Origin of the sequence: Microbacterium sp., assembly GCF_048259935.1 — a bacterium.
In the GTDB taxonomy this organism is placed as follows: domain Bacteria; phylum Actinomycetota; class Actinomycetes; order Actinomycetales; family Microbacteriaceae; genus Microbacterium.
The window spans coordinates 364,332-388,592 of sequence record NZ_JBLXHF010000003.1 but is presented as its reverse complement, the minus strand read 5'-3'; the positions used below and the strand labels follow the sequence as shown (position 1 = coordinate 388,592).

The following is a 24,261-nucleotide window of genomic DNA, read 5'->3' as shown; positions in this document are numbered from 1 at the left end:
GACGTGCTCGCCTGATCGGCTCGCGCGCGGAGCCGCTGTACGGCTCTCGCTTCGACCAGTCTACGTAGCGGGGGCGTGCGCGGGGTCCGCGCTGAGGCTTCTGTCGCGAATGAGGAACCCGAAGCCGAATGCGATGAAGAACATCAAGACGCCGTAGACCGCGGCCGGAAGGCTCAGCTCCACCGAGCCCAGGACGCTCTGGGCGATCACGATCGCAAGAGTGGCGTTGTGGATGCCGATCTCGAACGAGGTCGCAATGGCCTGACGTCGCCCGATCCGCAGTAGTCGCGGAACCACGTAGCCGAGCGCCAGGCTGATGAGGCAGAAGACGATCGTGATCAGCGCGAGTCGCGCGAAGTTGTCGACCAGCAGCGCCCAGTTCGACGCCACGGCGCCGGCGATCACCACGATGAGGATGATGATGCTCGCGATCCGCACCGGGCGGTCCATGCCGTCGGCGAACTTCGGCCACAGCCGGCGGATCAGCATGCCGAGCGCGACCGGAAGCAGCACGATCGCGAACACCTCGAGCGCCTTCGACCACTGCAGCCCCAGCTGGTCGTCGAATGGCTGGAAGTACATGATCGCGAGGTTCGTGATCACTGGCAGCGTGATCACCGCAATGACCGAGTTCACCGCAGTGAGCGAGATGTTCAGGGCGATGTCGCCGCGGAACAGATGGCTGTAAAGGTTCGCGGTCGTCCCTCCGGGCGATGCCGCGAGCATCATCATGCCGACGGCCAGCACCGGCGGCAGCTGAAACAGTATGACAAGCCCGAAGCAGAGGGCGGGCAGCACCACCAATTGGCACAGCAGAGCGATGAGCACCGCCTTGGGCTGCGTGAGCACACGGCGGAAGTCGGCGAGCGTGAGGCTGAGCCCGAGACCCAGCATGATGATGCCGAGGGCGACGGGTAGTCCGATGGTGGTCAACGCTGATCCCATAGGACTCAGTGTGGCCGATTTCCGACCTCACTGTCACGCATTCGTTCAATCAGCGGGGAAACACCTGGTGAGACGAAGAAAGCCCCGCAGGTGCGGAGCCTTCTTCAGTGGTGGCAAGTGAGGGATTCGAACCCCCGAATGCGATGCAGGCTGATTTACAGTCAGCTCCCTTTGGCCACTTGGGTAACTTGCCAGATGCACACCCGTCCAGCTTTTCCAGCCAACCGGGGGCGCGAGTATCAATCATACCTGCCAGAAGCACGGCTAAGAAATCGAGCAGTCAGCTGCCGTAGACGCCCCTTTCGGCGTCGGTCAGAGACTCTGCAGTGCGCAGCAATCCGCCCTCGGACCGACAGGTGGCCGCGGCGACTTCCATGGCCCGATCAAGCAGCGCCTGCCACTGTTCGGTGGATGCTGGCCGTGCGGCGACGAGGCCTTCGGCGACGCTGGCAAGAGTGGCATCCCCCGCCCCCACCGTGTCGATGATGGCTCCTGGGAGGTCAGCGATCGGCGCCGTGAGCGTGCGGGAATCCACGTCGAGCACCGCGCCGTGTCTGCCTGCTGTGGCGAGCACGGCTTCGGCGCCCAGTTCTCGAAGTCGGGTGCGGAGTCGGTCAAGGCCTCCGTCGTAGAGAAGCCGTGCGTCGTCGGCGCCGACCTTGACGATCGCTGCACCTGCAGCCACCCGCTCGAAGCCGCGCACGAATTCGTCTCTGCTCCGGAGCATGCCGGTCCGCGGATTCGGATCGATCGCGACGCGCGCGTCTGCGAGGGCCGCGACGAGCGCGTCGACTTCGACCGGGTTGTCGAAGGGGAAGCAGCTGATCACGACGAGGTCCGCTGCGGCGATCGCCTGCCGCGCGGGTTCGTCATAGCGGATGCTGCGCCGCCGCGCCGCCGCATTGAAGACGTAGGTCGGCTCACCGTCAGCATCCCGCTGCACGACGGCTCGTGACGATCCGCGCGGGGCCGCGCTCTCGATCAGCTGCACGTCGTGATCTGCGAGGTACGCGCGGATGTGCTCGCCGGCCTCATCATCGCCCACCATCGCGATCAGGGTCGTCGGGACGCCCAGCCGGCGCATGCCGACGGCGACGTTGAGGGCGGCTCCGCCCACCAGCTCCCGGATGCCGCCGGCGTCGTGGATCTCGTCGATCAGGGCATCACCGATCACGACGGCGCGCGGGGAAGTCAGCATCCCCTCATTCTGCCCTCCCGGTCCCGTCCAGGTCGCAATCTATGTCGCTCTGCGCGGCTGAGAGCGGCACAATTCGCGACCTGAACGGGGGCTTGCCCGGCCAACACGGGCGGGGACCGCGAAAAAACCCCGCACCTCCGAAGAGGTGCGGGGTTTTCTCAATCAGTCACGCTCAGTTATACGTACCGGGCGTCACGTCATCGGTCGAGAACGCGTCGAAGTCGACGTAACCGAAGTCACCCTCGGCGTACGCTCCGTCGGATGCGAAGATCCGGTTCGGGTAGCGCTCGCTCTTGGCCTCTTCCGTCGCCTCGACAATGATGTCGCGGTACTTCGACAGACCGGTTCCGGCGGGGATGAGCTTACCGATGATGACGTTCTCCTTGAGACCGACCAGCGGGTCGCGCTTGCCCTGCATCGCAGCCTCGGTGAGCACGCGGGTCGTCTCCTGGAACGAGGCGGCCGACAGCCACGACTCGGTCGCAAGCGACGCCTTGGTGATACCCATCAGCTCCGAGCGGCCGGACGCGGGGCGCTTGCCCTCTGCCACAGTCTCACGGTTGATCGCCTGGTAGCGCTTGAGGTCGACCATCTCACCCGGCAGCAGGTTCGTGTCGGCGTGATCGACGACAGTCACCTTGCGGAGCATCTGACGGACGATGACCTCGATGTGCTTGTCATGGATCGGCACACCCTGCGAGCGGTAAACGCCCTGGACGCCGTTGACGAGGTAACGCTGCACCTCGCGGGCACCCATGACACGCATGACCTCCTTGGGGTCCAGCGTGCCGACCAGGATCGGCTGACCGACGGTGACGTGCTGGCCGTCCTCGACGAGAAGCGTTGCACGCCTCAGCACCGGGTAGATGACCTCTTCATCGCCGTTGTCGGGCGTGAGGATGACCTTCTTGCCCTTGTCGTTCTCATCGATCGTGATGCGACCATCGGCCTCGGCGATCGGAGATGCACCCTTGGGCGTACGAGCCTCGAAGAGCTCCTGCACACGGGGCAGACCCTGGGTGATGTCATCCGCCGATGCAGAACCACCGGTGTGGAAGGTACGCATCGTCAGCTGGGTACCGGGCTCACCGATCGACTGTGCGGCGATGATGCCGACGGCCTCTCCGATGTCGACGGTCTTACCGGTTGCGAGCGAGCGGCCGTAGCACTGCGCGCAGACACCGACAGCCGAGTCGCACGTCAGCACGGAGCGCACCTTGATGTTCTCCACACCGAGGCCGACGAGCTTGTCGATCAGCACGTCGCCGACATCGTCACCGGCCGAGGCGAGAACCTCGCCCGACTCGCTGACGACATCAGACGCCAGCGTACGAGCGAACACCGAGTTCTCGACGTTCGCGTCGCGCACGAGCTCACCCTGCGAGTTCGGAGCAGCGATCGGGAGCTCGAGGCCCTTCGACGTGCCGCAGTCCTCTTCGCGGATGATGACGTCCTGCGAGACGTCCACCAGACGACGGGTCAGGTAACCCGAGTCGGCGGTACGCAGAGCGGTGTCAGCCAGACCCTTACGGGTACCGTGCGTGGCGATGAAGTACTCCGCCACCGACAGCCCCTCGCGGTACGAGGAGATGATCGGGCGAGGGATGATCTCACCCTTCGGGTTGTTCACCAGGCCTCGCATACCCGCGATGTTGCGGATCTGCAGCCAGTTACCACGAGCACCGGAGGACACCATGCGGTTGATGGTGTTGTCCTCAGGGAAGTTCTCGCGCATCGCGACCTGAACCTCATCGGTTGCCTCAGTCCAGATCTTGATGAGCTCCTGACGACGCTCGGCGTCGGTGGTGAGGCCCTTCTCGTACTGGGACTGAACCTTCGCGGCCAGCTTCTCGTAACGGCCGACGATCTCCTTCTTGTTCGGAGGAGTGAGGATGTCACTGAGGGCAACGGTCACACCCGAGCGCGTGGCCCAGTAGAAACCGGCGTCCTTGATGCGGTCCAGCGTCGCAGCAGTCTCGACCTTGGGGTATTCCTCGGCCAGCTTGTTGACGATCTGCGACAGCTTGCCCTTGTCAGCGGGCTCACGGACGAACGGGTAGCCCTTGGGCAGCGTGGCGTTGAAGATCGCCTGGCCGAGAGACGCATCCACCAGGTGGTGCTTCTCGTAGCCCTCAGGAGCTTCGCCCTCGAGGAATGCCATGCCAGGGATGCGGATGCGGACCTTGGCCTGCAGGTCGAGGGTTCCCTCGTCCTTGGCCAGGATCGCCTCGGAGACCGAGCCGAACGCACGTCCCTCACCCTTCGCGCCAGCCTTGACCACCGTGAGGTGGTGAAGACCGATGATCATGTCCTGCGAAGGCAGGGTGACCGGACGGCCGTCGGAGGGCTTGAGGATGTTGTTCGATGCGAGCATCAGCACGCGGGCCTCGGCCTGAGCCTCAACCGACAGCGGCAGGTGCACAGCCATCTGGTCACCGTCGAAGTCAGCGTTGAAGGCTGCACAGACGAGCGGGTGGAGCTGGATGGCCTTGCCCTCGACGAGCTGCGGCTCGAACGCCTGGATGCCCAGACGGTGCAGGGTAGGTGCACGGTTAAGCAGCACAGGACGCTCGCGGATGATCTCCTCGAGCACGTCCCAGACCTCGGGACGGGTGCGCTCGACGGCGCGCTTGGCGGCCTTGATGTTCTGCGAGTGACCGAGGTCGATCAGGCGCTTGATCACGAACGGCTTGAAGAGCTCCAGAGCCATCTGCTTGGGCAGACCACACTGGTGCAGCTGCAGCTGCGGGCCGACGACGATGACCGAACGGCCCGAGTAGTCGACGCGCTTTCCGAGCAGGTTCTGACGGAAACGACCCTGCTTACCCTTCAGCATGTCGCTGAGGGACTTCAGTGCACGGTTTCCGGTACCGGTGACGGGGCGACCGCGGCGACCGTTGTCGAACAGTGCGTCGACGGCCTCCTGCAGCATGCGCTTCTCGTTGTTGACGATGATCTCGGGGGCACCGAGATCGATCAGACGACGGAGTCGGTTGTTGCGGTTGATCACACGACGGTAGAGGTCGTTGAGGTCACTGGTCGCGAAACGACCACCGTCGAGCTGCACCATCGGGCGCAGCTCCGGCGGGATGACCGGAACGACATCGAGAACCATGGATGCCGGGGACATACCGGTCTCGAGGAACGAGCTGACGACCTTTAGGCGCTTGATCGCACGGATCTTGCGCTGGCCCTTGCCCTCAGAGATCTGCAGACGCAGGTTCTCGGCCTCGGTCTTGAGATCGAAGGCGGCGAGGCGACGCTGGATCGACTCCGCGCCCATGTGGGCCTCGAAGTACTGACCGAAGCGGTCCTGCAGCTCGTGGAAGACGTCGTCCTCGGGGCGAAGTGCGCCGACCTCGAGCGTGCGGAAGTCTTCCCACACGCGCTCGAGCTTGGCGATCGCCTCGTCGGCGCCCTTGCGGATAAGGTTCATCTCCTTCTCCGCTGCGTCCTTCACCTTCTTCTTGGCGTCGGCCTTGGCACCCTCGGCCTCAAGGGCCGCGAGTTCTTCCTCAAGCTTGGTGAGGCGCTCGGCGATCTTCGCGTCGCGACGATCTCCCAGCGTCTTCAGCTCGAGGCGGACGTTGTTCTCCTGCGTGGCCAGGTCGCGGTGACGAGCATCCTCATCGACCGAGATGACCATGTACGCGGCGAAGTAGATGACCTTCTCGAGGTCCTTCGGCGCCATGTCGAGCAGGTACCCGAGGCGGGATGGGACGCCCTTGAAGTACCAGATGTGCGTGACGGGCGCAGCCAGCTCGATGTGGCCCATGCGCTCGCGACGGACGGAGCTCTTGGTGACCTCCACGCCGCAGCGCTCGCACACGATGCCCTTGAAGCGGACGCGCTTGTACTTGCCGCACGCACACTCCCAGTCGCGGGAAGGTCCGAAGATCTGCTCACCGAACAGACCGTCCTTCTCGGGCTTGAGGGTGCGGTAGTTGATTGTTTCGGGCTTCTTCACCTCACCGTAGGACCATCCGCGGATGTCGTCGGCGGTGGCCAGGCCGATGCGAAGCTCATCGAAGGTGTTTGACTCGAGCACTAGTTCTCCTGTGTCTCAATAAATTTTTAGGGACGCAGTCCCTGAGCTTGTCGAAGGGTGCGCGTCAGATCTCGTCGATCGAGGCGGACTCGAATCGGCTGGAGATGTTGATACCGAGCTCTTCTGCGGCACGGAATGCCTCATCGTCGGTGTCGCGGAGGTTGACCGTCGTACCGTCAGCCGAGAGCACCTCGACGTTCAGGCAGAGCGACTGCATCTCCTTCATGAGCACCTTGAACGACTCGGGGATGCCAGGTTCCTGGATGTTCTCGCCCTTGACGATCGCCTCGTACACCTTGACGCGGCCGAGGATGTCGTCGGACTTGATCGTGAGGAGCTCCTGGAGTGCGTATGCCGCACCGTAAGCCTCGAGGGCCCACACTTCCATCTCACCGAAGCGCTGCCCACCGAACTGCGCCTTACCACCGAGCGGCTGCTGGGTGATCATCGAGTACGGTCCGGTCGAACGGGCGTGGATCTTGTCGTCGACCAGGTGGTGCAGCTTCAGGATGTACATGTAGCCGACCGAGATCGGTGCCGGGAACGGCTCTCCTGAGCGACCATCGAACAGCTGGGTCTTACCCGAGCGGTCGATGAGGCGGTCGCCGTCGCGAGTCGGCAGAGTCGAGTCGAGGAGACCTGCGATCTCGTGCTCTTCTGCGCCGTCGAACACAGGCGTTGCGACCTTGGTGCCGGGGGCTGCCTCGAAGGCATCCTTCGGGAGCGTCGCCGCCCACTCGGGGTTGCCCTCGACCTTCCAGCCCTGCTTGGCGATCCACCCGAGGTGGGTCTCCAGCACCTGACCGAAGTTCATTCGTCCAGGGATGCCGAGCGGGTTCAGCACGATGTCGACCGGGGTGCCGTCCGGAAGGAACGGCATGTCCTCGATCGGGAGGATCTTCGCGATGACACCCTTGTTGCCGTGACGGCCGGCGAGCTTGTCACCCTCGGTGATCTTGCGCTTCTGGGCGATGTAGACCACGACGCGGCGGTTGACGCCGGAGCCGAGCTCGTCGTCGCCGTCTTCGGCGTTGAACTCCTTGACGGCGATGATCGTGCCCTGCTCACCGTGCGGAACCTTCAGCGAAGTGTCGCGAACCTCACGGCTCTTCTCGTTGAAGATGGCGCGGAGCAGACGCTCCTCGGCCGACAGCTCGGTCTCACCCTTGGGCGTGACCTTGCCGACGAGGATGTCGCCGGGGCGGACCTCAGCGCCGATGCGGATGATGCCGCGCTCGTCGAGGTCCTTCAGCAGCTCAGGGCTGACGTTGGGGAGGTCACGGGTGATCTCCTCCTTGCCGAGCTTCGTGTCGCGAGCGTCGACCTCGTACTCTTCGATGTGAATCGAGGAGAGCGTGTCGTCCTTCACGAGGTCCTGGCTGAGGATGATCGCATCCTCGAAGTTGTAGCCTTCCCAGGTCATGAACGCGACGAGCAAGTTCTTGCCGAGGGCGAGTTCGCCGTTCTCGGTGGCGGGGCCATCAGCGATGACCTCGTTCACCTCAACGCGCTCACCGGCCGAGACGACGACCTTCTGGTTGTAGGACGTGCCCTGGTTCGAGCGGTCGAACTTGCGCAGGTGGTATTCCTGCGTGCCGCCCTCATCGAGCTGCACGACGACGCGGTCTGCAGAGACCTCGGTGACGACACCGGCCTTGTCAGCGGTGAGCACGTCACCGGCGTCGACGGCGGCGTAGCCCTCCATACCGGTTCCGACCAGCGGCGAGTCGCTGCGCAGCAGCGGCACAGCCTGACGCTGCATGTTGGCGCCCATGAGCGCGCGCTGTGCGTCATCGTGCTCGAGGAACGGCACGAGCGAGGTCGCCACCGACACCATCTGGCGCGGGGAGACGTCCATGTAGCCGATCTCGGCGGGCTCGAACATGTCGACCTCACCGCTTCCGCCCTTCGGGCGTGCGAGCACGTGGCTGTCGACGAACTTCTTGTTCTTGTCGAGCTTCGCGTTCGCCTGAGCGATGTTGAAGTCGTTCTCCTCGGCTGCGGTGAGGTAGTCGATGTCGTCAGTGACGACGCCGTTCTCAACGCGGCGGTACGGGGTCTCGATGAACCCGAAGGAGTTGATGCGAGCGAAGGTCGCGAGCGATCCGATCAGACCGATGTTCGGGCCTTCAGGAGTCTCGATGGGGCACATGCGGCCGTAGTGCGACGGGTGAACGTCACGAACCTCGACACCTGCGCGGTCACGGGACAGACCACCAGGGCCAAGAGCCGAGAGGCGGCGCTTGTGGGTCAGACCCGCGAGCGGGTTGTTCTGGTCCATGAACTGCGAGAGCTGCGAGGTTCCGAAGAACTCCTTGATCGCGGCGACGACGGGGCGCACGTTGATCAGAGTCTGCGGGGTGATCGCCTCGATGTCCTGCGTGGTCATGCGCTCGCGGACGACGCGCTCCATGCGGGACAGACCGGTGCGGACCTGGTTCTGGATGAGCTCGCCGACAGCGCGGATACGACGGTTGCCGAAGTTGTCGATGTCGTCGGTCGCGATGCGGATCTCGGCCTTCTTGCCGCTGCGGAAACCGGTGAAGGTCTCATCGCCGCGGTGCAGACGCACGAGGTACTTGATGGTTGCGACGATGTCTTCGACGGTCAGCACCGAGGAGTCCAACGGCTGGTTCAGGCCCAGCTTCTGGTTGATCTTGTAGCGACCGACCTTGGCCAGGTCGTAGCGCTTGGTGTTGAAGTAGAAGTTGTCCAGCAGGGCGCGGGCAGCCTCAGCGGCAACCTGCTCGCCCGGACGGAGCTTGCGGTAGATGTCGCGAAGGGCGTCTTCCTTGGTGAGGATGGTGTCCTTGGCGAGAGTCTCTTCGATCGACGGGAAGCCACTGAACTCAGCGAGGATCTCTTCGCTGGTCATGCCGAGGGCCTTGAGGAAGACCGTCACGGACTGCTTGCGCTTGCGGTCGATGCGCACACCGACCTGGTCGCGCTTGTCGATCTCGAACTCGAGCCATGCACCACGGCTCGGGATGACGCGAGCGGAGACGATGTCCTTGTCACTGGTCTTGTCGGGCGTCTTGTCGAAGTAGACACCGGGCGAGCGGACGAGCTGGGACACGACGACACGCTCGGTGCCGTTGATGATGAAGGTTCCCTTGCTGGTCTGCAGCGGGAAGTCGCCCATGAAGACGGTCTGAGTCTTGATCTCACCGGTCTGGTGGTTCATGAACTCGGCCTCGACGTAGAGCGGTGCGGCGTAGGTCTTGCCACGCTCCTTGCACTCGTCGATCGAGTACTTCTCAGGCTCGAGGTACGGGTTGGTGAAGCTCAGCTGCATCGTCTCGCTGAGGTCTTCGATCGGAGAGATCTCCTCGAAGATCTCCTCCAGACCGCTGAACTCGTTGAGATCCTTGCGGCCGGCCTTCTTGCCTTCGGCGAGGCGTGCCTTCCACGTGTCGTTGCCGACGAGCCAGTCGAAGGACTCGGTCTGCAACGCGAGAAGGTCAGGGACCGTCAGCGTGTCGGAGATCTTGGCGAACGAGAGACGCGATGCGCCGCGCCCGTTCTTGTTGGTGGTGGATGTGGATGCGTTGGGAGCAGCAGCCAAGGGAATAACCTCCGTGAGCCCCGCGGGGCTTCTCGATTCCTTTGTCGTCAGGTGGAGTGCGCACTCGTATGCTCAACAACTGCCGACCACCATATGAGGGCAGGGAGAACCGAGGCGCAAAGATCAACTATACGTCCGATTTCGCGACATGGCAAGCGTGATCCTTGACCAATTCCGGATGCTGCGGTAAAAGCCCCCTGCAAACCTGCAAAACCACGCCGAGACCGCGGCGAATAGCCGCGGTCTCGGCGTGGTTTTGCAGGTTTGTAGAAGAGGAAAGCCAGGTCAGGCGATGTTGAGTTCGTTGCCGGGAATCGAGGCCAGCAGCCGCCTCGTGTACGGGTCGCGCGGGTTCGTGAAGATCTCTTCGCTCGTCGCGGCTTCGACGAGCGCGCCGTCCTTCATCACGCACACGTAGTCGCTGATCAGCCGCACGACCGCGAGATCGTGCGAGATGAACAGGTAGCTCAGCCCGTACTCGCGCTGCAGGTCACCGAGCAGCGTCAGGATCTGGTCCTGGACCAGAACATCGAGCGCCGAGACCGGCTCATCGCAGACGATCAGATCGGGCGAGAGCGCGAGCGCACGCGCGATCGCGACGCGCTGGCGCTGCCCGCCGGACAACTCGGAGGGATAGCGCCGCAGCATCGACTGCGGCAGCGCGACATCGTCGAGCAGCTGACGCACGCGCGCGCGTCGCTCTGCACCGCTCCCCCGCTTGTAGAACTCCAGCGGCTCGGCGATCAGACGCTCGATCGTGAACATCGGGTTCAGGCTCGAGTACGGATCCTGGAAGATCGGCTGCACCCGCTGACGGAAGTCCTTCGACTCCGCACGGGTGAGCTTCGAGATGTCTTTGCCCTCGTACCGGATGACGCCGCTGGTCGGATCGATCAGCTTCAGCAGCATCCGCGCCGTGGTCGTCTTTCCCGACCCGGATTCGCCGACGATCGCGACGGTCTCGCCGCGCGGGATCACCAGCGAGACGTCATTGACGGCGACGAAATCCGCGCCGCGTCCGCGCACCGGGTACACCTTGGTGAGGTTCTCGATCTCGACGATGTTGTCGGATGCTTCGGACCCTTCGACAGGCTCCGGGGCCGAATGAGGCTCAGGGGCCGAAGCTGCAGCATCCCGATCCTCGACGCGGAACGATTCGGGGCGCAGCCGCGCGATGGCGACGGACGGGGCGGCCGCGACGAGCGACTTCGTATACGGATGCTGCGGATCCTCGAGGATCTGCCGCGCATCGCCCTGCTCGACGACCTTTCCGCGGTGCATGACGATCACGCGCTCCGCCCGCTCGGCGGCGAGCCCCAAGTCATGGGTGATCAGCAGCACGGCGGTGCCGAGTTCCCTCGTCATCTGACCGATCTGATCGAGGATCGTCTGCTGCACCGTCACATCCAGCGCACTCGTGGGCTCGTCGGCGATGAGCAGCCGCGGCTTGCAGGCGAGGCCGATCGCGATCAGTGCACGCTGGCGCATGCCGCCGGAGAACTCGTGCGGGTACTGCTTCGCGCGCTTGGCCGCGTCGGGGAGCCCCGCGGCCTCCAGCGCCTCCACGACCTTCTTCGAGACGTTCTGGCGGTTCGCGAGCCCGTGCGCGAGGAGCGTTTCGGCCACCTGCGTACCGATCTTCGCGACCGGGTTGAGGTTCGACATCGGGTCCTGAGGCACCAGCCCGATATCCCGACCCCGGATGCTGCGCAGTTCGCTCTCGGACGCATGAGAGATGTCGCGCCCATCGAGCCGGATGCTGCCTCTGGCGATGTGTCCGCCACCCGCAAGGAGTCCGATGATGGCCATCGCGGTGGTCGACTTGCCCGAGCCCGACTCCCCCACGATCGCCACCGTCTGGCCCTCGGAGATCTCCAGATCGACGCCCTCGACGGCGTGGACGGTGCCGTCCAAGGTGTGGAAGTCGACAGCGAGGCCCTCGACCGACAGCAGCGGAGTGCTGGTCTTCTGTGCTTCGGTCATGTCAGCGCGCCCTCGTCTTCGGGTCCATGGATTCTCGCAGCGCCTCACCGAACAGCGTGAAGCCGAGCGCGGTGACCGCGATGCAGATACCGGGGAAGAACGCCAGCCACGGCGCGATCGCGAGCTCGCTCTGCGCGTAGGTGAGCATCCGCCCCCATTCCGCCGTCTCAGGGCGCCCGCCGCCGAGGCCGAGGAACGAGAGCGCCGCGGCGTCGATCACGGCGGTGGCGAGCGTCAGCGTGCCCTGCACGATGACGGGGCCGATCGCGTTGGGCAGCACGTGCGACATCGTGATGCGTCCGCGGCCGAGGCCGAGCGTCTGCGCCGAGAGCACGTAGTCGCTGGATCGCTGCTGCAGCATCGATGCCCGCAGCAGTCGCGCGAAGATCGGCACCTGCGAGGCACCGATGGCGATCATCACCGCGAACGGCGTCTGGCCGAGGATCGCCGCGATCGAAACCGCGAGCAGCAGGTTCGGCACCGACAGGATGATGTCGACGATTCGCATGATCAGGGTGTCGACCCAGCCGCCGAAGGTTCCGGCGAGCAGGCCGAGCACCATTCCGCCGACGAGGCCGAGGGCGGTGGAGACCACACCCACGAGCAGCGAAGCGCGCGCACCCCAGATGAGCTTGGAGAGCACGTCGCCGCCGAAGCGGTCAAGGCCGAGCGGGAAGCCGGGGATCTCGCCGGGACCGGGGATGTGCGTCGGTGTGATGTCGCGCGCACCGGGCAGAGCGGTCTCGGGGTACGGCGCCAGGAGGGGCGCCAGGATCGCGACCGCCACGAAGAGGAAGACGATGACCGCGCCGATCCAGGCGGTCGGGTTCCGACGCAGACGCAGGAAGACGTCGTGCCAGAAGCCGCCGGGGCTCTCGCTCATATCCGTCTGCAGCATCGTGACGGTGTCGAGGGCGCCGCCGCCCTGCGCGGGGGGAAGTGGAATGCTCATTGGACCCTCACTCTCGGGTCGATCAGGCTGTAGGAGACATCCACCGCGAGGTTGATCAGCGCGTACGCGATCGCGATGAAGATGATGAATCCCTGCAGCACGGGGAAGTCGCGCGTGAAGATCGCGCGGGCCAGGAACGATCCGATACCCGGATAGGCGAAGACCGTCTCGGTGAGCACCGCGCCCGATATCAGCAGGCCCGTCTGCAGGCCGATCGTGGTGACGACCGGCAGCAGGGCGTTGCGCAGGATGAAGCGCCCGCGCAGCGTGGAGCTCGAGACGCCCTTGGCGCGGCCGGTGCGGACGTAGTCGGCGTTCTGCACCTCGAGCACACTCGCCCGGGTGATGCGCACGATGATCGCCAGCGGAATAGTGCCGAGGGCGACCGCCGGCAGGATCAGGTGCAGGATGGCATCCCACGACGCGTCGAATTCACCCGTGATGATTCCGTCCCACACGTAGAAGCCGGTGGGGTGCGTGGCGTCGATCCGGGGATTCTGTCGGCCGTCAGCCGGAAGCCAGCCCAGCTGCACGGCGAAGATGTACTTCAGGATGAAGGCGAGGAAGAAGACCGGGATCGTGATGCCGACCAGGCTCAGCACGACCGCGGAGTGGTCGCTGAACTTGCCGTGTCGGCGCGCAGCCCAGTAGCCGAGCGGAACGCCGATGCCGATCGCGATGATGAGGGCCGCGATCGACAGTTCGATGGTCGCCGGAAAGCGGCGGAAGAACTCTTCGAGCACCGGCCGGTTCGTCTGGATCGAGGTGCCGAAGTCTCCTTGCAGGAGTCGGCCTATCCAGATGAAGTACTGCTCGATGAGAGGTCTGTCGAAGCCGTAGAGCTCGTTGACCCGCTCGATGGCTTCTGGCGTCGCCTTCTCACCGAGGAGAGCGACGGCGGGTCCGCCTGGAAGGGCCCTGACCCAGGCGAACAGCAGGATGCTGAGGCCGAACAGGGTGGGAATGAGGAACAGCAGTCGCCTGCCGATGGTGCGCAGCAAGAAGTACTCCGTCTGATTCGGGGGCCGGCTCCGCCCCGTTTCGACCCTTCGACAAGCTCAGGGACCTTCGACAAGCTCAGGGATCGAAACGGGGCGGAGAGAGCGGCGTTACTTCGTGAGGACGATCTCGTTGAAGACCTCGTCGTTCACCGGGCTCGCGGGGAAGCTCTCGACTCGTGAGTCGAAGGCCAGCGTCGGAGCCGGGTGCGCGAGCGGCACACCGGGGATGAACTCTGCGACCATCTCGTTGATGCTCTGGTACAGACCGGTCTGCTCATCGAGATCCGCGACGCCACGCGCCTCGGACAGGGCGTTGAACAGTTCGGGGTTGTCAAAGCCCCACTCCGAGCCCTGCGCACCGAAGAAGACGCCGACGAAGTTGTCGGTGTCGTTGTAGTCGCCGGTCCAGCCGAGCAGGTGGATGCCGTGGTCCGAGGTGCCGGTGGTGCGGTCGAGGTACTCGACCCACTCCTCCGAGACCGGAGTGGTCTCCACGCCTGCTTCTGCGAGCTGCGTCGACAGCACGGTGAAGATCTGCTCGGGGTCGGGCATGTACGGACGCGAGACGTTGACGGGGTAGTTGAAGTCGAGCTTCAGCGGGTTGGCCTCGTCGTAGCCGGCCTCTGCCAGCAGTGCCTTGGCCTTGTCGACGTCGTAGTCGTAGGTGGTGACGTCCTCGTTGTAGCCGTTGACGACCGGCGGGATGAACTGCGTCGCCTTCTGCGTGCCCTCGGGCAGCACCTGCGAGATCAGGGCATCCTTGTCGATCGCGTACGAGAGCGCCTCGCGCACCTTCGGGTCCTGCAGCTCAGGGATCTGCTGGTTGAACGCCAGGTACAGGATCGTGAACGGAGGGCGCGAGACCATGTTGAACCCGGCCTCCTCTAGTGCCGCAGTGTCAGCGGGTCCGACCAGGTCGTACCCGTCGATGTCGCCTGCCTCGAGCGACTGACGACGAGCGGTCGGGTCATCGATCGTACGGAAGATGATCTCGTCGATCTGGCCCTTGTCGCCCCAGTACTCGTCGAAGTAGGTGAGCGTGAGCTGCTCGCCGCGCGCCCAGTCCTCGAACTTGAACGGACCGGTTCCGGCCGGGTGGCCCTCGGCGTACTCAGACATCTGCGGAGCCTCAGCCGAACCGCCGACCTCGTCAGCGCCGAACTCGTTCATCGCGCTCGGGCTCTGCATCGAGAAGGCGGGCAGCGAGAGCGCGGGGATGAACCCGGCGAACGGCTTGTTCAGCTCGACGGTGACCGAGTAGTCGCCATCGGGCGTGCACGACTTGTACACAGCCTCTTCAGGACTGTCGGCGTAGCCGTGGAAGAGCTTGTTGTAGTAGTAACCGAAGGCTTCGGATGCGGCAAGGCCGGTCCAGTTGTACCAGCGGTCGAAGTTCGCGCACACGGCCTCGGCGTTGAACGGCGTGCCGTCGTGGAAGCTCACGTCCTCCTTCAGCGCGAAGGTGTGCGACATGCCGTCGTCCGCGGACTCCCACGACTCAGCCAGCAGGGGGGCGGGGTCAGCGGTGCCGGGCTCCGTGCCGACGAGCCCCTCGAAGATCTGCCGGGAGACGCGGAAGGTCTCGCCGTCCTGCGCGAAGGCAGGGTCGAGGCTGGCCGGGTCCGAGGAGGCCGCGAACACGAATGTGCTGTCGACGTCTCCTCCCCCGCCATCACCGGAGTCGTCGCCGCGTTCACTGGCGACGCAGCCGGAGAGCAGCATCGCCGCGATTGCGGTGCCGGTGACGGCGATGAGCCCTCGCCGTCTGCGCATAGATGTAGTGATCATGCTGTGTACCTTCCCTGTTGGGGCGCTTCCTTGCGCGTTCTGGGAGCAACGTCGCTCTCGTGACACGTGATGCCTTGACGCTACCCAGACCGCTCCTGGAATCCAAACGCATTAATGTTGCGATCCGGTATCAGCTAAGTGACGATCGCCGCATACGGCCCCGAAAGTCAGCGCGAGAGCAGGAGCGCGCGGGCCGCCTCAGCCCCCACACGACTCGCCGCGGCGACCTCGACGACAGGCAGCGGCAGCGGACGCTGCGAGGCGAGTCCCACGTTCACCACGACCGCCCCCGGGTCACGCGCTGCGGCGACCTCGACGAGCGCACGCTGATCATCGTCGACGTCCGGACGATCGATCAGCACCACGAGTCGGCCCTGAGCGGCGATCGCGGCATCGAGGGCAGCATCCCGCTCAGCATCCGTCGCACGGGCGACATCGAGCCGCACACGGAAGCCTTCCCCCGCCAGCGCGTCAGTGACGTATGACGCGGCGCTGTCGACGGCGAGCGTCGAGCGCCGACGCGCGTCGATGATCGAAAGAGCGGATGCCGCGGCATCCATCCCGCCCTTCATCTGCAGTGCGCGCGCGACGATCGCCGCGCCGTCGAACGCCCCCGTTTCGACGGGTGTGGCGGCGCGGAGCTTCGCCGACAGCGCGCACACGCGATCACGCGCCTGCTCGACCCGCTCGCGGAAGAGCGTGCCATCGCGCAGCGCGGCGACGATCGCATCGCGCGCGGCGAGGAAGTCGCGTTCGTCCTGATCGGATGCTGCGGCATCCCCCGGGTTCGTCGGGTTGCCGATGCAGAGCAGATCCGCGCCGGCAGCCAGAGCCTGCACAGCCCCGCCGCCGATCCCGACGGACTCACGGACTGCTGCCATGTCGAGCGCATCCGTGATGATGACGCCCTCGAACCCCATCTGTCGCAGCCGCCCGAGCACCCCGGGATTCAGCGTCGCGGGCCGATCGCCCCATGCGGGAATCACGATGTGCGCGGTCATGATCGTGTCGACCCCGGCGGCGATCGCGGCACGGAAGGGCTCCAGATGGACGTCCTCGATCTCCGACGGATCGAGTGTGATCACCGGCAGAGCGTGATGCGAATCGAGATGCGTGTCGCCATGGCCGGGGAAGTGCTTCACGCACGCCGCCACGCCCCCGTCCTGCAGACCGCGCACCGTGGCTACGACGTGGCGCGAGACGAGCTGCGCATCGGACCCGAACGAGCGCGCGCCGATCACGGGATTGCTCGGGTCCGTATTGACATCGGCGACGGGTCCGAGAACGACGTCGACACCGACCTCGCGGGCCCGCCTGGCGAGCTCCGCACCGGTCGCCCCGCTCGCTGCCGGATCGTCGAGGATGCCGAGTTGCGCTGCCCCTGGAAGCGTCGACCCGGTGGCGACCTCGAGGCGGGTGACGCTGCCGCCCTCCTCGTCGATGCCGATCAGGGCGTCTGGGTTGGCCCTATGGATCTCGGCACTCAGCTCAGCCAGGGCGGGTGAGATGTTCTGCCCGAAGTAGACGACGCCAGCGAGATCTTGCGCGAGCGCCTCGCGCAGCCACGCGGGCGCGTCGTCTCCCTCGAGGCGCGTACCGAAGAAGCCCGGCCACAGCACGCTGTGGGCGAGGCGCGTGAGCTCGTCGGTCATCCCGCGATTGTTGCACAGCGGGTCACGTAGGCTCCTTGTCGTGGGAAGAACGCGCGCTCGGGATGCCGAGAATCCGACCGCTCGCCTCGATCACGGAGGCATTGCGAGCATCGTGCCGTCCGAGTTCACCTCGGGGTTCGAGCTCGTCGTCGACGGCACCCCGCAGTCGCACGTCGACCTCGATGACCCCACCCACCTGCACTTCGAGTACATCGTGCGAATGGGAGCGGTGATCGACCAGCTGCGCCCAGGCCCGGTGACAGCGGTGCATCTGGGCGCGGGGGCGCTGACCATTCCGCGCTACATCGATACGACGCGACCAGGATCACGCCAGCAGGTGATCGAGCTCGAAGCGCCGCTGGCCTCGCTCGTTCGAGAGCACCTGCCGCTGCCACGGGCAGCATCCATTCGCATTCGCATCGGCGATGCGCGCGAAGGCGTCGCTCGCCTGCCCGCAGCGCTCATCGGCGCGTGCGACCTCGTGGTCTCTGACGTGTACTCCGGCGCGCAGACGCCCGCTCACCTCACCAGCGTCGAGTTCTACCGAGAAGTCTCGGCTCTGCTCGCCCCCACCGGCGTCCTGCTGGTGAACGTCGCCGACGGCCCAGGGCTCGCGTTCGCGCGCCGCCAGATCGCGACCGTCGCGCACGTGCTTCCCGAGGTCGCACTGCTGGCCGACACCCAGGTGCTCAAGGGTCGTCGGTTCGGCAATCTCGTGGTCGCGGCATCCGCCTCTTCCCTGCCCACCGAATGGCTGCCTCGGATGCTGGCGGCCGGCCCCCATCCGGCCAAGATCGCCCAGGGCGCCGAGGTCACCGCCTTCGCCCAGGGCGCGCGGATCGTCACGGATGCGGATGCCGTGGCCTCCCCGAAGCCGGACGCATCGATCTTCCTCCGCTGAAATCAGATTGCGGGGCGCGCCGACCGCTCTTCTCAGCCGGTCACAGGCAGACTGGAGACGCGCGAGAGGAGAGCACAATGGGTTACATCAAGGGGTACGACTCAGAGACTCTTCGTGAGACGGTCGATCGGGTCGAGTGCGGCGAGAGACTCCTTGAGATCGAGTCGCAGCGAAGCCTTCCCGCGATGCTCGAACGGGTATGGCTGCTGAAGGTGCTGGGCGGCCTCGATGAGGCGCTCGCCCTCGCTGATGAGACCGTTCGCCTCGCACGCATGGCCGGCACCCGCAAGGACGTGCTGCGCTCGCGCGTGCTGCACGCAACCGTGCTGCAGTATCGCGGCGCATACGCTGCCGCAGAGCAGGAACTGACCACCTGCATCACCGAAGCCGAAGGTCAGGGCTGGGGCGGAATCGCCGCCTTCGCGCACCAGCATCAGGGCCGCAACGCCTATGAAGCAGGAGACTTCGAACTCGCCCGCGAGAGCTTCAAGCAGGAGCTGTTCCTGCGCCGCGAAGCGGGAGCGGCCGACTCCGAGCTCGAAGTCGTGCTCCTCGCCATCGAAGCGACAGAGAAGCGTCGCACCGGGCAGCTCATCAGCAGCTGAGTGTGCGGCAGCAGATCGCACGCGCGATTGTCTGAGCCGTGTTCTAGTCTGAGCGCATGGCGGATCTGAACCGAGTGCGCGTCTGGGCTGAGGCGTTGATCCGCATGCACCTCGACGAATCGTGGGCCTTCGGCTTCGACAACGCGAAGCGGCGCGCAGGCCAATGCGACTTCCGCGCGAAGCGCATCACTGTCTCGCGCTATCTCGCCGCACGCTTCGACGATGACGAGATCCACCAGGTGCTGCTGCACGAGGTCGCGCACGCCCTTGCCGGTCACCGTGCCGCGCACGGACCGAGCTGGAAGCGCATCGCCCGCGAGATCGGCTACGTCGGCGGCACCACGCACCAGGGTGAGACCGCAGTGGAGCTCGCGCCCTGGATCGGCACGTGCCCCGTCGGCCACGTCACCTATCGGCACCGCCGGCCGAGTCGGGCGACGTCGTGCGCGAAGTGCTCGAAGACCTTCAATCCACAGTTCGAGTTCAACTGGATGCGCCGCGAAATCACTCCCGCCGCGAAGCTCGCCGCCCGCACCCCACGCTGAGCCGGTCAGGCCGGCTCACGCGGTTGCCGGCTTACCCGGCTGCCGGCTCACGCGGTTGCCGGCTTACTCGAACGCGACGAACGTCTCGCCGTCGAGAACCGGGACGACGCCCGTGGCATCGACCTCAGAGGCTGCACCAGCCTCGGTGGGAACGACTCCCGAAGCCCGCATCTTCTCGGTGGATCCGCCGCCCTCGGCGATCTCTTTTGCAGACCCGGATGCCGTGAGCAGATGCCGCATCGCCCGCCGAAGACCCCGCGCCGATTCGCATGCCGCGGCAGCTTCGGGCGAAGTGTGATCCGCGCCGAGGTCGCTGAGCGCCGCGATGATCGTCCCCGCGCCGAGCAGGTCTTCGACGGCGAAGCGGAGGTCTCCGGCATCCGTCAGTTCACCCGCGGCGATCACGTTCACCGATGTGCGGGCCTGACGCCGGTTCTGCACTTCCAGCACCGTTCGCGCAACCGCAGAGGCGTTGCGCAGCGATCCGACCAGTACTGTCGCATTCTCTGCCGCGGCCGCCGCGACGGCGGCGCCGTTGCGGGACCAGCTCGCGGCATCCGGAAGTGAGACGATGCTGCCGGATGCCACGGCATCCGTCACCGTCGACGAGAAGCGCAGCACGTCGACAACGACCACGATGTCGGCCGGGGCGAGACGAGCGAGGCCCGCGACTCCCCACTCGAAGCGGACCTGATACGACGGCTGGGAGAACGGCTGCGACATGCCTCTCAGCCTAAAGCCGGGCGGCCTCGTGGCGACCGTGTGTGTCGCACTGTCACGAAGCCGCCCCACTGGTCAATCCACGGCGAGCGCCTCGACCGGCGCCACCCTGGTTGCCAGCTTCGTCGGCGCTGCGGCAGCGACGAGAGTCAGCACCGCGGTCGCGACGATGATGACGAGCACCGGCACCCACGGAACCGCCGGGGCGATGAGCCCTGCCGTCTGATCGAAGTGCGGCGGCATCCTCACCGAGCCGAGCAGTGACTGCGCGGCGATCCAGCCGTACAGCACACCGAGCACGAGCCCCGTGGCCGTCGCGGTGAGGGTGATGTGCAGCGCCTCGAGCAGGATCATCCGCCGCACCTGGTGGTTGGACAGGCCGATCGCGCGCAGCAGTCCGAGTTCGCGACGCCGCTGCACGACACCGATCGTCAGCAGGTTCACGAGCCCCACCGCGGCGATCACCGCCGAGATGCCGACCAGCACCATCATCACCGCGGCGAAGCCGTCCATGATGAGCGCGAACTCCGAGTCGAGTTCGCCACCCGCCGCCTTCGCCAGCAGCGCCTTGACCGACTCCAGTGCGACGGCGAACATCGTCACCAGCGTCACACCCATCACCACGCCGATCGCCATGCGGCTCGAGCGCTCCGGGTACCGCAGCGCGTTCTCCGCGGCCAACCGCGCCGTCGCCGACGTCCCGAACAGGCGCCCGACCAGACGCAGCAGCGGCGGCATCACGAGCACTGCGCCGATTGAGAGCCCGGTGAATGACAGCAGACCGCCGAAGAACGCCACGATCACACCGAGCGGCGTGACCAGGCCCGCGAGGACTCCGAACACGAGCAGTGCCAGGCCGAGGATGAGCAGCAGCAGAGCACCGACGTGACGGGCGGGGCTGGCTTTCGCGTTGTCATGCGATCGCTCGACAGAACCGCCGATCGCCTGCAGCGGAGTCACCGACAGCACTCGGCGTGAGCCGACCCACGCTGCCAGCCAGGTCGTCAGCACCACCCCGAGCGCCGGGATCAGGATCGCCGGCTGCACGAGGGTCGCCTCCGGCACGGACCCGAGCAGCCGATCGGCGAGAAACAGGCCGGATGCCGCAACCAACAGCCCCACGACCAGACCGATCAGCGCGCCGAGCGCGCCGACACCGAAGCCGTGGCCTGCGACCTCGGCGCGCTGGGAACGCGCCGTTGCCCCGATGAGTCGCATCAGCGCGATGCGGCGCGTGCGGCCAGCGACGATCGTCGCAAAGGTGTTCGCGGTGACGATCGCCGCGACGTAGAGGGCGACACCGATGAGAAGGACGGAGAGGATCGCGACGATCACCGCGAGGGTCCCGCTGTCGCCGATGTACGGGTCTGCCTTGAGCAGCGCACCGATGTAGGCCGTCGCCTCGACGAGCACCACACCGAACGCCGACGACAGCGCGGAGACGAGAATGCTCGCCCCCATCCCGCGCTCGCGCAGCCAGCCGAACCGAGGCCCCGTGGCCGTCGATTCGGGTACGGCCGTCATGACGGCGCTCATACGGCGGCCTCGGCGGCCGCGGGAGTTTCGGCGGCTTCGGCGGCTTCGGCGGTCTCGGCGGCTTCGGCGGCTTCGGCGGCCAGCATGTGCGACGCGATCTGCTCGGCACTCTGACGGGGGTGATCGGCGACGATGCGGCCATCGCCGAGGAAGAGCACGCGGTCGGCATGGCTGGCGGCGATCGCATCGTGGGTGACCATCGCGATCGACTGTCCCTGCTCACGGCTCGCGGTGGCCAGTAGCGCCAGCACCTCGCGTCCGCTTCGGGAGTCGAGGTTGCCGGTCGGCTCGTCGGCGAAGACGAGGTCTGGGCCAGTGGCGAGCGCGCGGGCGATCGCCACCCGCTGCTGCTGCCCGCCGGAGAGCTCGTGCGGACGGTGATTCAGTCTTGCCGCGAGCCCCAGCCGTTCGACGAGCGCGTCGATACGGGCCCGCTCGATGGCGCTGGGCCTGCGTCCGTCGAGCTCGAAGGGCAGCAGGATGTTGCCGAGCGCATCGAGCGTGGGCACGAGGTTGAAAGCCTGGAAGATGAACCCGACGCGGCGACGGCGCAGGATCGTCAGCTCGACGTCACTGAGCCCGGTGATATCGGTGTCGCCGATCCACGCCCGTCCTTCGGTCGGAGCATCCAGCCCCGCCATGATGTGCATGAGTGTGGACTTGCCCGAACCGCTGGGCCCCATGATCGCGGTGAACTGGCCGCGGCGGATCCCGACGCTCACGTCGTCGAGCGCCTTCACCGCGCCGTCGCCTGTGCCGTAGGACTTGGTCAGGTGCTGGACCCGGGCGGCGAGCCCGAGGTCGGTGGTCGTGATCTCCATGACTTCGACGCTATTTCGGCGCTGTGCGTCGCCGCATCGCCCGTGCGGAGCATCCGTCTACATCTCAAGGATGATCCGCAAACCTGCAAAACCACGCCGAGACCGCGCCGCGTAGCCGCGGTCTCGGCGTGGTTTTGCAGGTTTAGGGGGGGGTCAGGCGAGGCCGTGCTCGAAGGCGAAGACCACCAGCTGCACGCGATCGCGCAGCGAGAGCTTTGTGAGAATGCGGCTGATGTGCGTCTTCACTGTCGCATCGCTCAGGTACTCGCGCCCGGCGATCTCGGCGTTCGAGAGGCCCCGTGCGGCGAGCGCGAAGATCTCCTGCTCGCGATCGGTCAGCGAGGCGAAGGAGTCCGGCACCGGCCGCGTCTGCGGCGTGAAGTGCGCGAAGAGCTCGCGCGTAGCGGATGCCGCGATCACGCTCGAACCGGAATGCACAGTGCGAATCGCGGCGAGCAGGAACTCCGGCTCCGCATCCTTCAACAGGAACCCGCTCGCACCCTGACGGATCGCCCGTGCCGCGGCCTCATCCAGATCGAATGTGGTGAGCATCACGACCCTGGGCGGCTGGGGCCGCGAGAGGATCTCGGCCGTCGCCGTCAGGCCGTCCATCACCGGCATCCGAATGTCCATCAGGACCACATCCGGCCGGTGCGCAGCGACGGCATCCAAGGCCTCCTGCCCGTTTCCTGCTTCGCCTGCGACCTCTATGTCTGGCTGCGAAGAGACGAGCATGCGGATGCCGGCACGAAACAGCGACTGGTCATCCACCAGCAGCACGCGGATCATTCTTCTCCCCTCGCACCGACAAGCGCGGTGCTCCCGATCGGCAATGTGCCGCGCACGACGAACTCTTCGCCCTCGCGAGCGGCGGTCAGGGTGCCGCCGATCAGCTGCGCGCGCTCGCGCATGCCGACAATGCCGTGGCGGCCGGCCGCGGCGGTGTGCGTCGAGGCCACCGAGTTTCTCACCTCGAGGTCGACGCGGTCCGCCATCCACGACATTCGCACGTCGACATTGTCTCCGACGCCGTGCCGGATCGCGTTGGTCAGAGCCTCCTGCAGGATCCGGTACACGGCGAGCTGCACCGCCGCGGGCGGCTCCCCAGGCGGCATCGGATCGACCGTCACGCGCGGCTCGAGCCCCGCCTGCCGCACGTGCGCGAACAGCTGCTCCAGGTCGGCGATCGTCGGCTGGGGGCCGTCTCCCTGGCGATGACGCAGCTGGGTCAGCAGCATCCGCACGTCTGAGAGCGCCGCGCGCGCGGTCTGCGAAACCGTTCCGAGCGTCTCGATCGCGACGTCAGGGGCGGATGCCGCGGCATACCGCGCACCATCGGACTGCGCGATGATCACCGCGAGGGAATGCGCGACGACATCATGCATGTCACGCGCGATGCGCACGCGTTCCTGCTCTTCGGCGGCGGCGAGCTCTGCGATGGACTGCGCCGCCCGGCTAGCGCGCCAGCGCAGCACCATTCGCCATCCGAAACCGCCGAGCCACGGCGCGCCGAGAACCAGGATGCTGATGATACAGAACAGCACGACATTGACGGCGGTGCTGAGCGCGCTCACCCCGGCCAGCAGTCCATTCACGTAGACCATGTACGCGCCGGCGACGAACCCGCCGACGAGAACGGATGCTAACCCCGCCCAGAAGATCCGCGTCGTGCCCCATGCAGCGGTGGCGTAGAGAACTCCGAGGATCGCGACGTTGATCGGCAGCGGAGCCAGGCCCGCCGTCATCTGCACGAGCGCACCGATCCAGGCGATTGCGAGCGCGATACCCGGCGCGAGCCTGCCGATCGCCATTGCACCGCACTGCAGCAGTCCCGCGATCATCACGACAGAGACCGACACCGATTCGGATGCGATCGCGCTCATACTGCCCGGGGCATAGAACACCAGAGAAAGCGGAGCGACCACGGCGAACAGCACGAACGCCCCGACGATGTCGAGGACGAGCGCGGCGCGAGACAGTGGACGGGTCACTCTTTCACGC

At 66.0% G+C, this 24,261-nt stretch carries 17 protein-coding genes and 1 tRNA gene; 3 read left to right on the top strand and 15 right to left on the bottom strand.

What is annotated here, in order from left to right; all coding sequences use genetic code 11:
* Positions 1 to 60 precede the first annotated feature (60 nt).
* The 10 genes from ACN0RC_RS07505 to ACN0RC_RS07460 form a co-directional block, all read right to left on the bottom strand.
* Positions 61 to 945, bottom strand: coding sequence for a bile acid:sodium symporter family protein (locus ACN0RC_RS07505; RefSeq protein ID WP_417510336.1), 885 nt, complete (start codon positions 943 to 945; stop codon positions 61 to 63).
* 108 nt (positions 946 to 1,053) lie between these two features.
* Positions 1,054 to 1,138, bottom strand: a tRNA-Tyr gene (locus tag ACN0RC_RS07500).
* An 87-nt stretch (positions 1,139 to 1,225) separates the two neighbouring features.
* Complete coding sequence (locus tag ACN0RC_RS07495) at positions 1,226 to 2,143, bottom strand: carbohydrate kinase family protein (protein ID WP_417510334.1); 918 nt, start codon at positions 2,141 to 2,143, stop codon at positions 1,226 to 1,228.
* A 172-nt stretch (positions 2,144 to 2,315) separates the two neighbouring features.
* A complete protein-coding gene (gene rpoC, locus ACN0RC_RS07490; RefSeq protein WP_417510332.1) occupies positions 2,316 to 6,191 on the bottom strand; it encodes a DNA-directed RNA polymerase subunit beta' in 3,876 nt (1,291 codons plus the stop codon).
* Between the two features lie 64 nt (positions 6,192 to 6,255).
* Positions 6,256 to 9,756, bottom strand: coding sequence for a DNA-directed RNA polymerase subunit beta (locus ACN0RC_RS07485; RefSeq protein WP_417510330.1), 3,501 nt, complete (start codon positions 9,754 to 9,756; stop codon positions 6,256 to 6,258).
* Positions 9,757 to 10,041: 285 nt separating this feature from the next.
* Positions 10,042 to 11,739 carry an ABC transporter ATP-binding protein gene (locus ACN0RC_RS07480; protein WP_417510328.1) on the bottom strand — a complete coding sequence of 566 codons (1,698 nt, stop codon included), beginning with the start codon at positions 11,737 to 11,739 and terminating at the stop codon, positions 10,042 to 10,044.
* A gap of 1 nt (position 11,740) precedes the next feature.
* The gene (locus ACN0RC_RS07475) at positions 11,741 to 12,691 is read right to left on the bottom strand and encodes an ABC transporter permease (protein ID WP_417510326.1); all 951 of its coding nucleotides are present in this window, start codon (positions 12,689 to 12,691) and stop codon (positions 11,741 to 11,743) included.
* A complete protein-coding gene (locus tag ACN0RC_RS07470) occupies positions 12,688 to 13,692 on the bottom strand; it encodes an ABC transporter permease (RefSeq protein ID WP_417510324.1) in 1,005 nt (334 codons plus the stop codon). Before ACN0RC_RS07470 ends, ACN0RC_RS07475 begins: the two co-directional genes overlap by 4 nt.
* Positions 13,693 to 13,800: 108 nt before the next feature.
* Positions 13,801 to 15,480 carry an ABC transporter substrate-binding protein gene (locus tag ACN0RC_RS07465; protein ID WP_417510322.1) on the bottom strand — a complete coding sequence of 560 codons (1,680 nt, stop codon included), beginning with the start codon at positions 15,478 to 15,480 and terminating at the stop codon, positions 13,801 to 13,803.
* A gap of 167 nt (positions 15,481 to 15,647) precedes the next feature.
* Complete coding sequence (locus ACN0RC_RS07460) at positions 15,648 to 17,132, bottom strand: glycoside hydrolase family 3 protein (RefSeq protein WP_417510320.1); 1,485 nt, start codon at positions 17,130 to 17,132, stop codon at positions 15,648 to 15,650.
* 40 nt (positions 17,133 to 17,172) lie between these two features.
* On the opposite strand from ACN0RC_RS07460, the gene ACN0RC_RS07455 reads away from it, so the two are divergent.
* The 3 genes from ACN0RC_RS07455 to ACN0RC_RS07445 all read left to right on the top strand — a co-directional run bounded on the left by ACN0RC_RS07455 (position 17,173) and on the right by ACN0RC_RS07445 (position 19,183).
* On the top strand, positions 17,173 to 18,033 hold the full coding sequence (locus ACN0RC_RS07455; protein ID WP_417510318.1) for a spermidine synthase: 861 nt from the start codon (positions 17,173 to 17,175) through the stop codon (positions 18,031 to 18,033).
* Positions 18,034 to 18,110: 77 nt separating this feature from the next.
* Complete coding sequence (locus tag ACN0RC_RS07450; RefSeq protein WP_417510316.1) at positions 18,111 to 18,638, top strand: hypothetical protein; 528 nt, start codon at positions 18,111 to 18,113, stop codon at positions 18,636 to 18,638.
* A 56-nt stretch (positions 18,639 to 18,694) separates the two neighbouring features.
* Positions 18,695 to 19,183: a SprT-like domain-containing protein gene (locus ACN0RC_RS07445; protein WP_417510314.1), complete on the top strand. Its 489-nt coding sequence runs from the start codon at positions 18,695 to 18,697 to the stop codon at positions 19,181 to 19,183.
* 63 nt (positions 19,184 to 19,246) lie between these two features.
* On the opposite strand, the gene ACN0RC_RS07440 is transcribed toward ACN0RC_RS07445, so the two are convergent.
* The 5 genes from ACN0RC_RS07440 to ACN0RC_RS07420 all read right to left on the bottom strand — a co-directional run bounded on the left by ACN0RC_RS07440 (position 19,247) and on the right by ACN0RC_RS07420 (position 24,251).
* On the bottom strand, positions 19,247 to 19,906 hold the full coding sequence (locus ACN0RC_RS07440) for a 2-phosphosulfolactate phosphatase (RefSeq protein ID WP_417510312.1): 660 nt from the start codon (positions 19,904 to 19,906) through the stop codon (positions 19,247 to 19,249).
* A 72-nt stretch (positions 19,907 to 19,978) separates the two neighbouring features.
* A complete protein-coding gene (locus ACN0RC_RS07435; RefSeq protein ID WP_417510310.1) occupies positions 19,979 to 21,427 on the bottom strand; it encodes an FtsX-like permease family protein in 1,449 nt (482 codons plus the stop codon).
* Between the two features lie 8 nt (positions 21,428 to 21,435).
* Positions 21,436 to 22,260: an ABC transporter ATP-binding protein gene (locus tag ACN0RC_RS07430; protein WP_417510309.1), complete on the bottom strand. Its 825-nt coding sequence runs from the start codon at positions 22,258 to 22,260 to the stop codon at positions 21,436 to 21,438.
* 153 nt (positions 22,261 to 22,413) lie between these two features.
* Complete coding sequence (locus ACN0RC_RS07425; protein ID WP_417510307.1) at positions 22,414 to 23,049, bottom strand: response regulator; 636 nt, start codon at positions 23,047 to 23,049, stop codon at positions 22,414 to 22,416.
* Positions 23,046 to 24,251: a sensor histidine kinase gene (locus tag ACN0RC_RS07420; protein WP_417510305.1), complete on the bottom strand. Its 1,206-nt coding sequence runs from the start codon at positions 24,249 to 24,251 to the stop codon at positions 23,046 to 23,048. The genes ACN0RC_RS07425 and ACN0RC_RS07420 overlap by 4 nt, the downstream gene beginning before the upstream one ends.
* Between the last annotated feature and the right edge of the window lie 10 nt (positions 24,252 to 24,261).

Coding starts and splice junctions, on each gene's coding strand:
- ACN0RC_RS07505 (WP_417510336.1), bottom strand. CDS start 945: ATGGGATCAGCGTTGACCACCATCGGACTACCCGTCGCCCTCGGCATC.
- ACN0RC_RS07495 (WP_417510334.1), bottom strand. CDS start 2,143: ATGCTGACTTCCCCGCGCGCCGTCGTGATCGGTGATGCCCTGATCGAC.
- ACN0RC_RS07480 (WP_417510328.1), bottom strand. CDS start 11,739: ATGACCGAAGCACAGAAGACCAGCACTCCGCTGCTGTCGGTCGAGGGC.
- ACN0RC_RS07475 (WP_417510326.1), bottom strand. CDS start 12,691: ATGAGCATTCCACTTCCCCCCGCGCAGGGCGGCGGCGCCCTCGACACC.
- ACN0RC_RS07465 (WP_417510322.1), bottom strand. CDS start 15,480: ATGATCACTACATCTATGCGCAGACGGCGAGGGCTCATCGCCGTCACC.
- ACN0RC_RS07460 (WP_417510320.1), bottom strand. CDS start 17,132: ATGACCGACGAGCTCACGCGCCTCGCCCACAGCGTGCTGTGGCCGGGC.
- ACN0RC_RS07450 (WP_417510316.1), top strand. CDS start 18,111: ATGGGTTACATCAAGGGGTACGACTCAGAGACTCTTCGTGAGACGGTC.
- ACN0RC_RS07445 (WP_417510314.1), top strand. CDS start 18,695: ATGGCGGATCTGAACCGAGTGCGCGTCTGGGCTGAGGCGTTGATCCGC.
- ACN0RC_RS07440 (WP_417510312.1), bottom strand. CDS start 19,906: ATGTCGCAGCCGTTCTCCCAGCCGTCGTATCAGGTCCGCTTCGAGTGG.
- ACN0RC_RS07435 (WP_417510310.1), bottom strand. CDS start 21,427: ATGACGGCCGTACCCGAATCGACGGCCACGGGGCCTCGGTTCGGCTGG.
- ACN0RC_RS07430 (WP_417510309.1), bottom strand. CDS start 22,260: ATGGAGATCACGACCACCGACCTCGGGCTCGCCGCCCGGGTCCAGCAC.
- ACN0RC_RS07425 (WP_417510307.1), bottom strand. CDS start 23,049: ATGATCCGCGTGCTGCTGGTGGATGACCAGTCGCTGTTTCGTGCCGGC.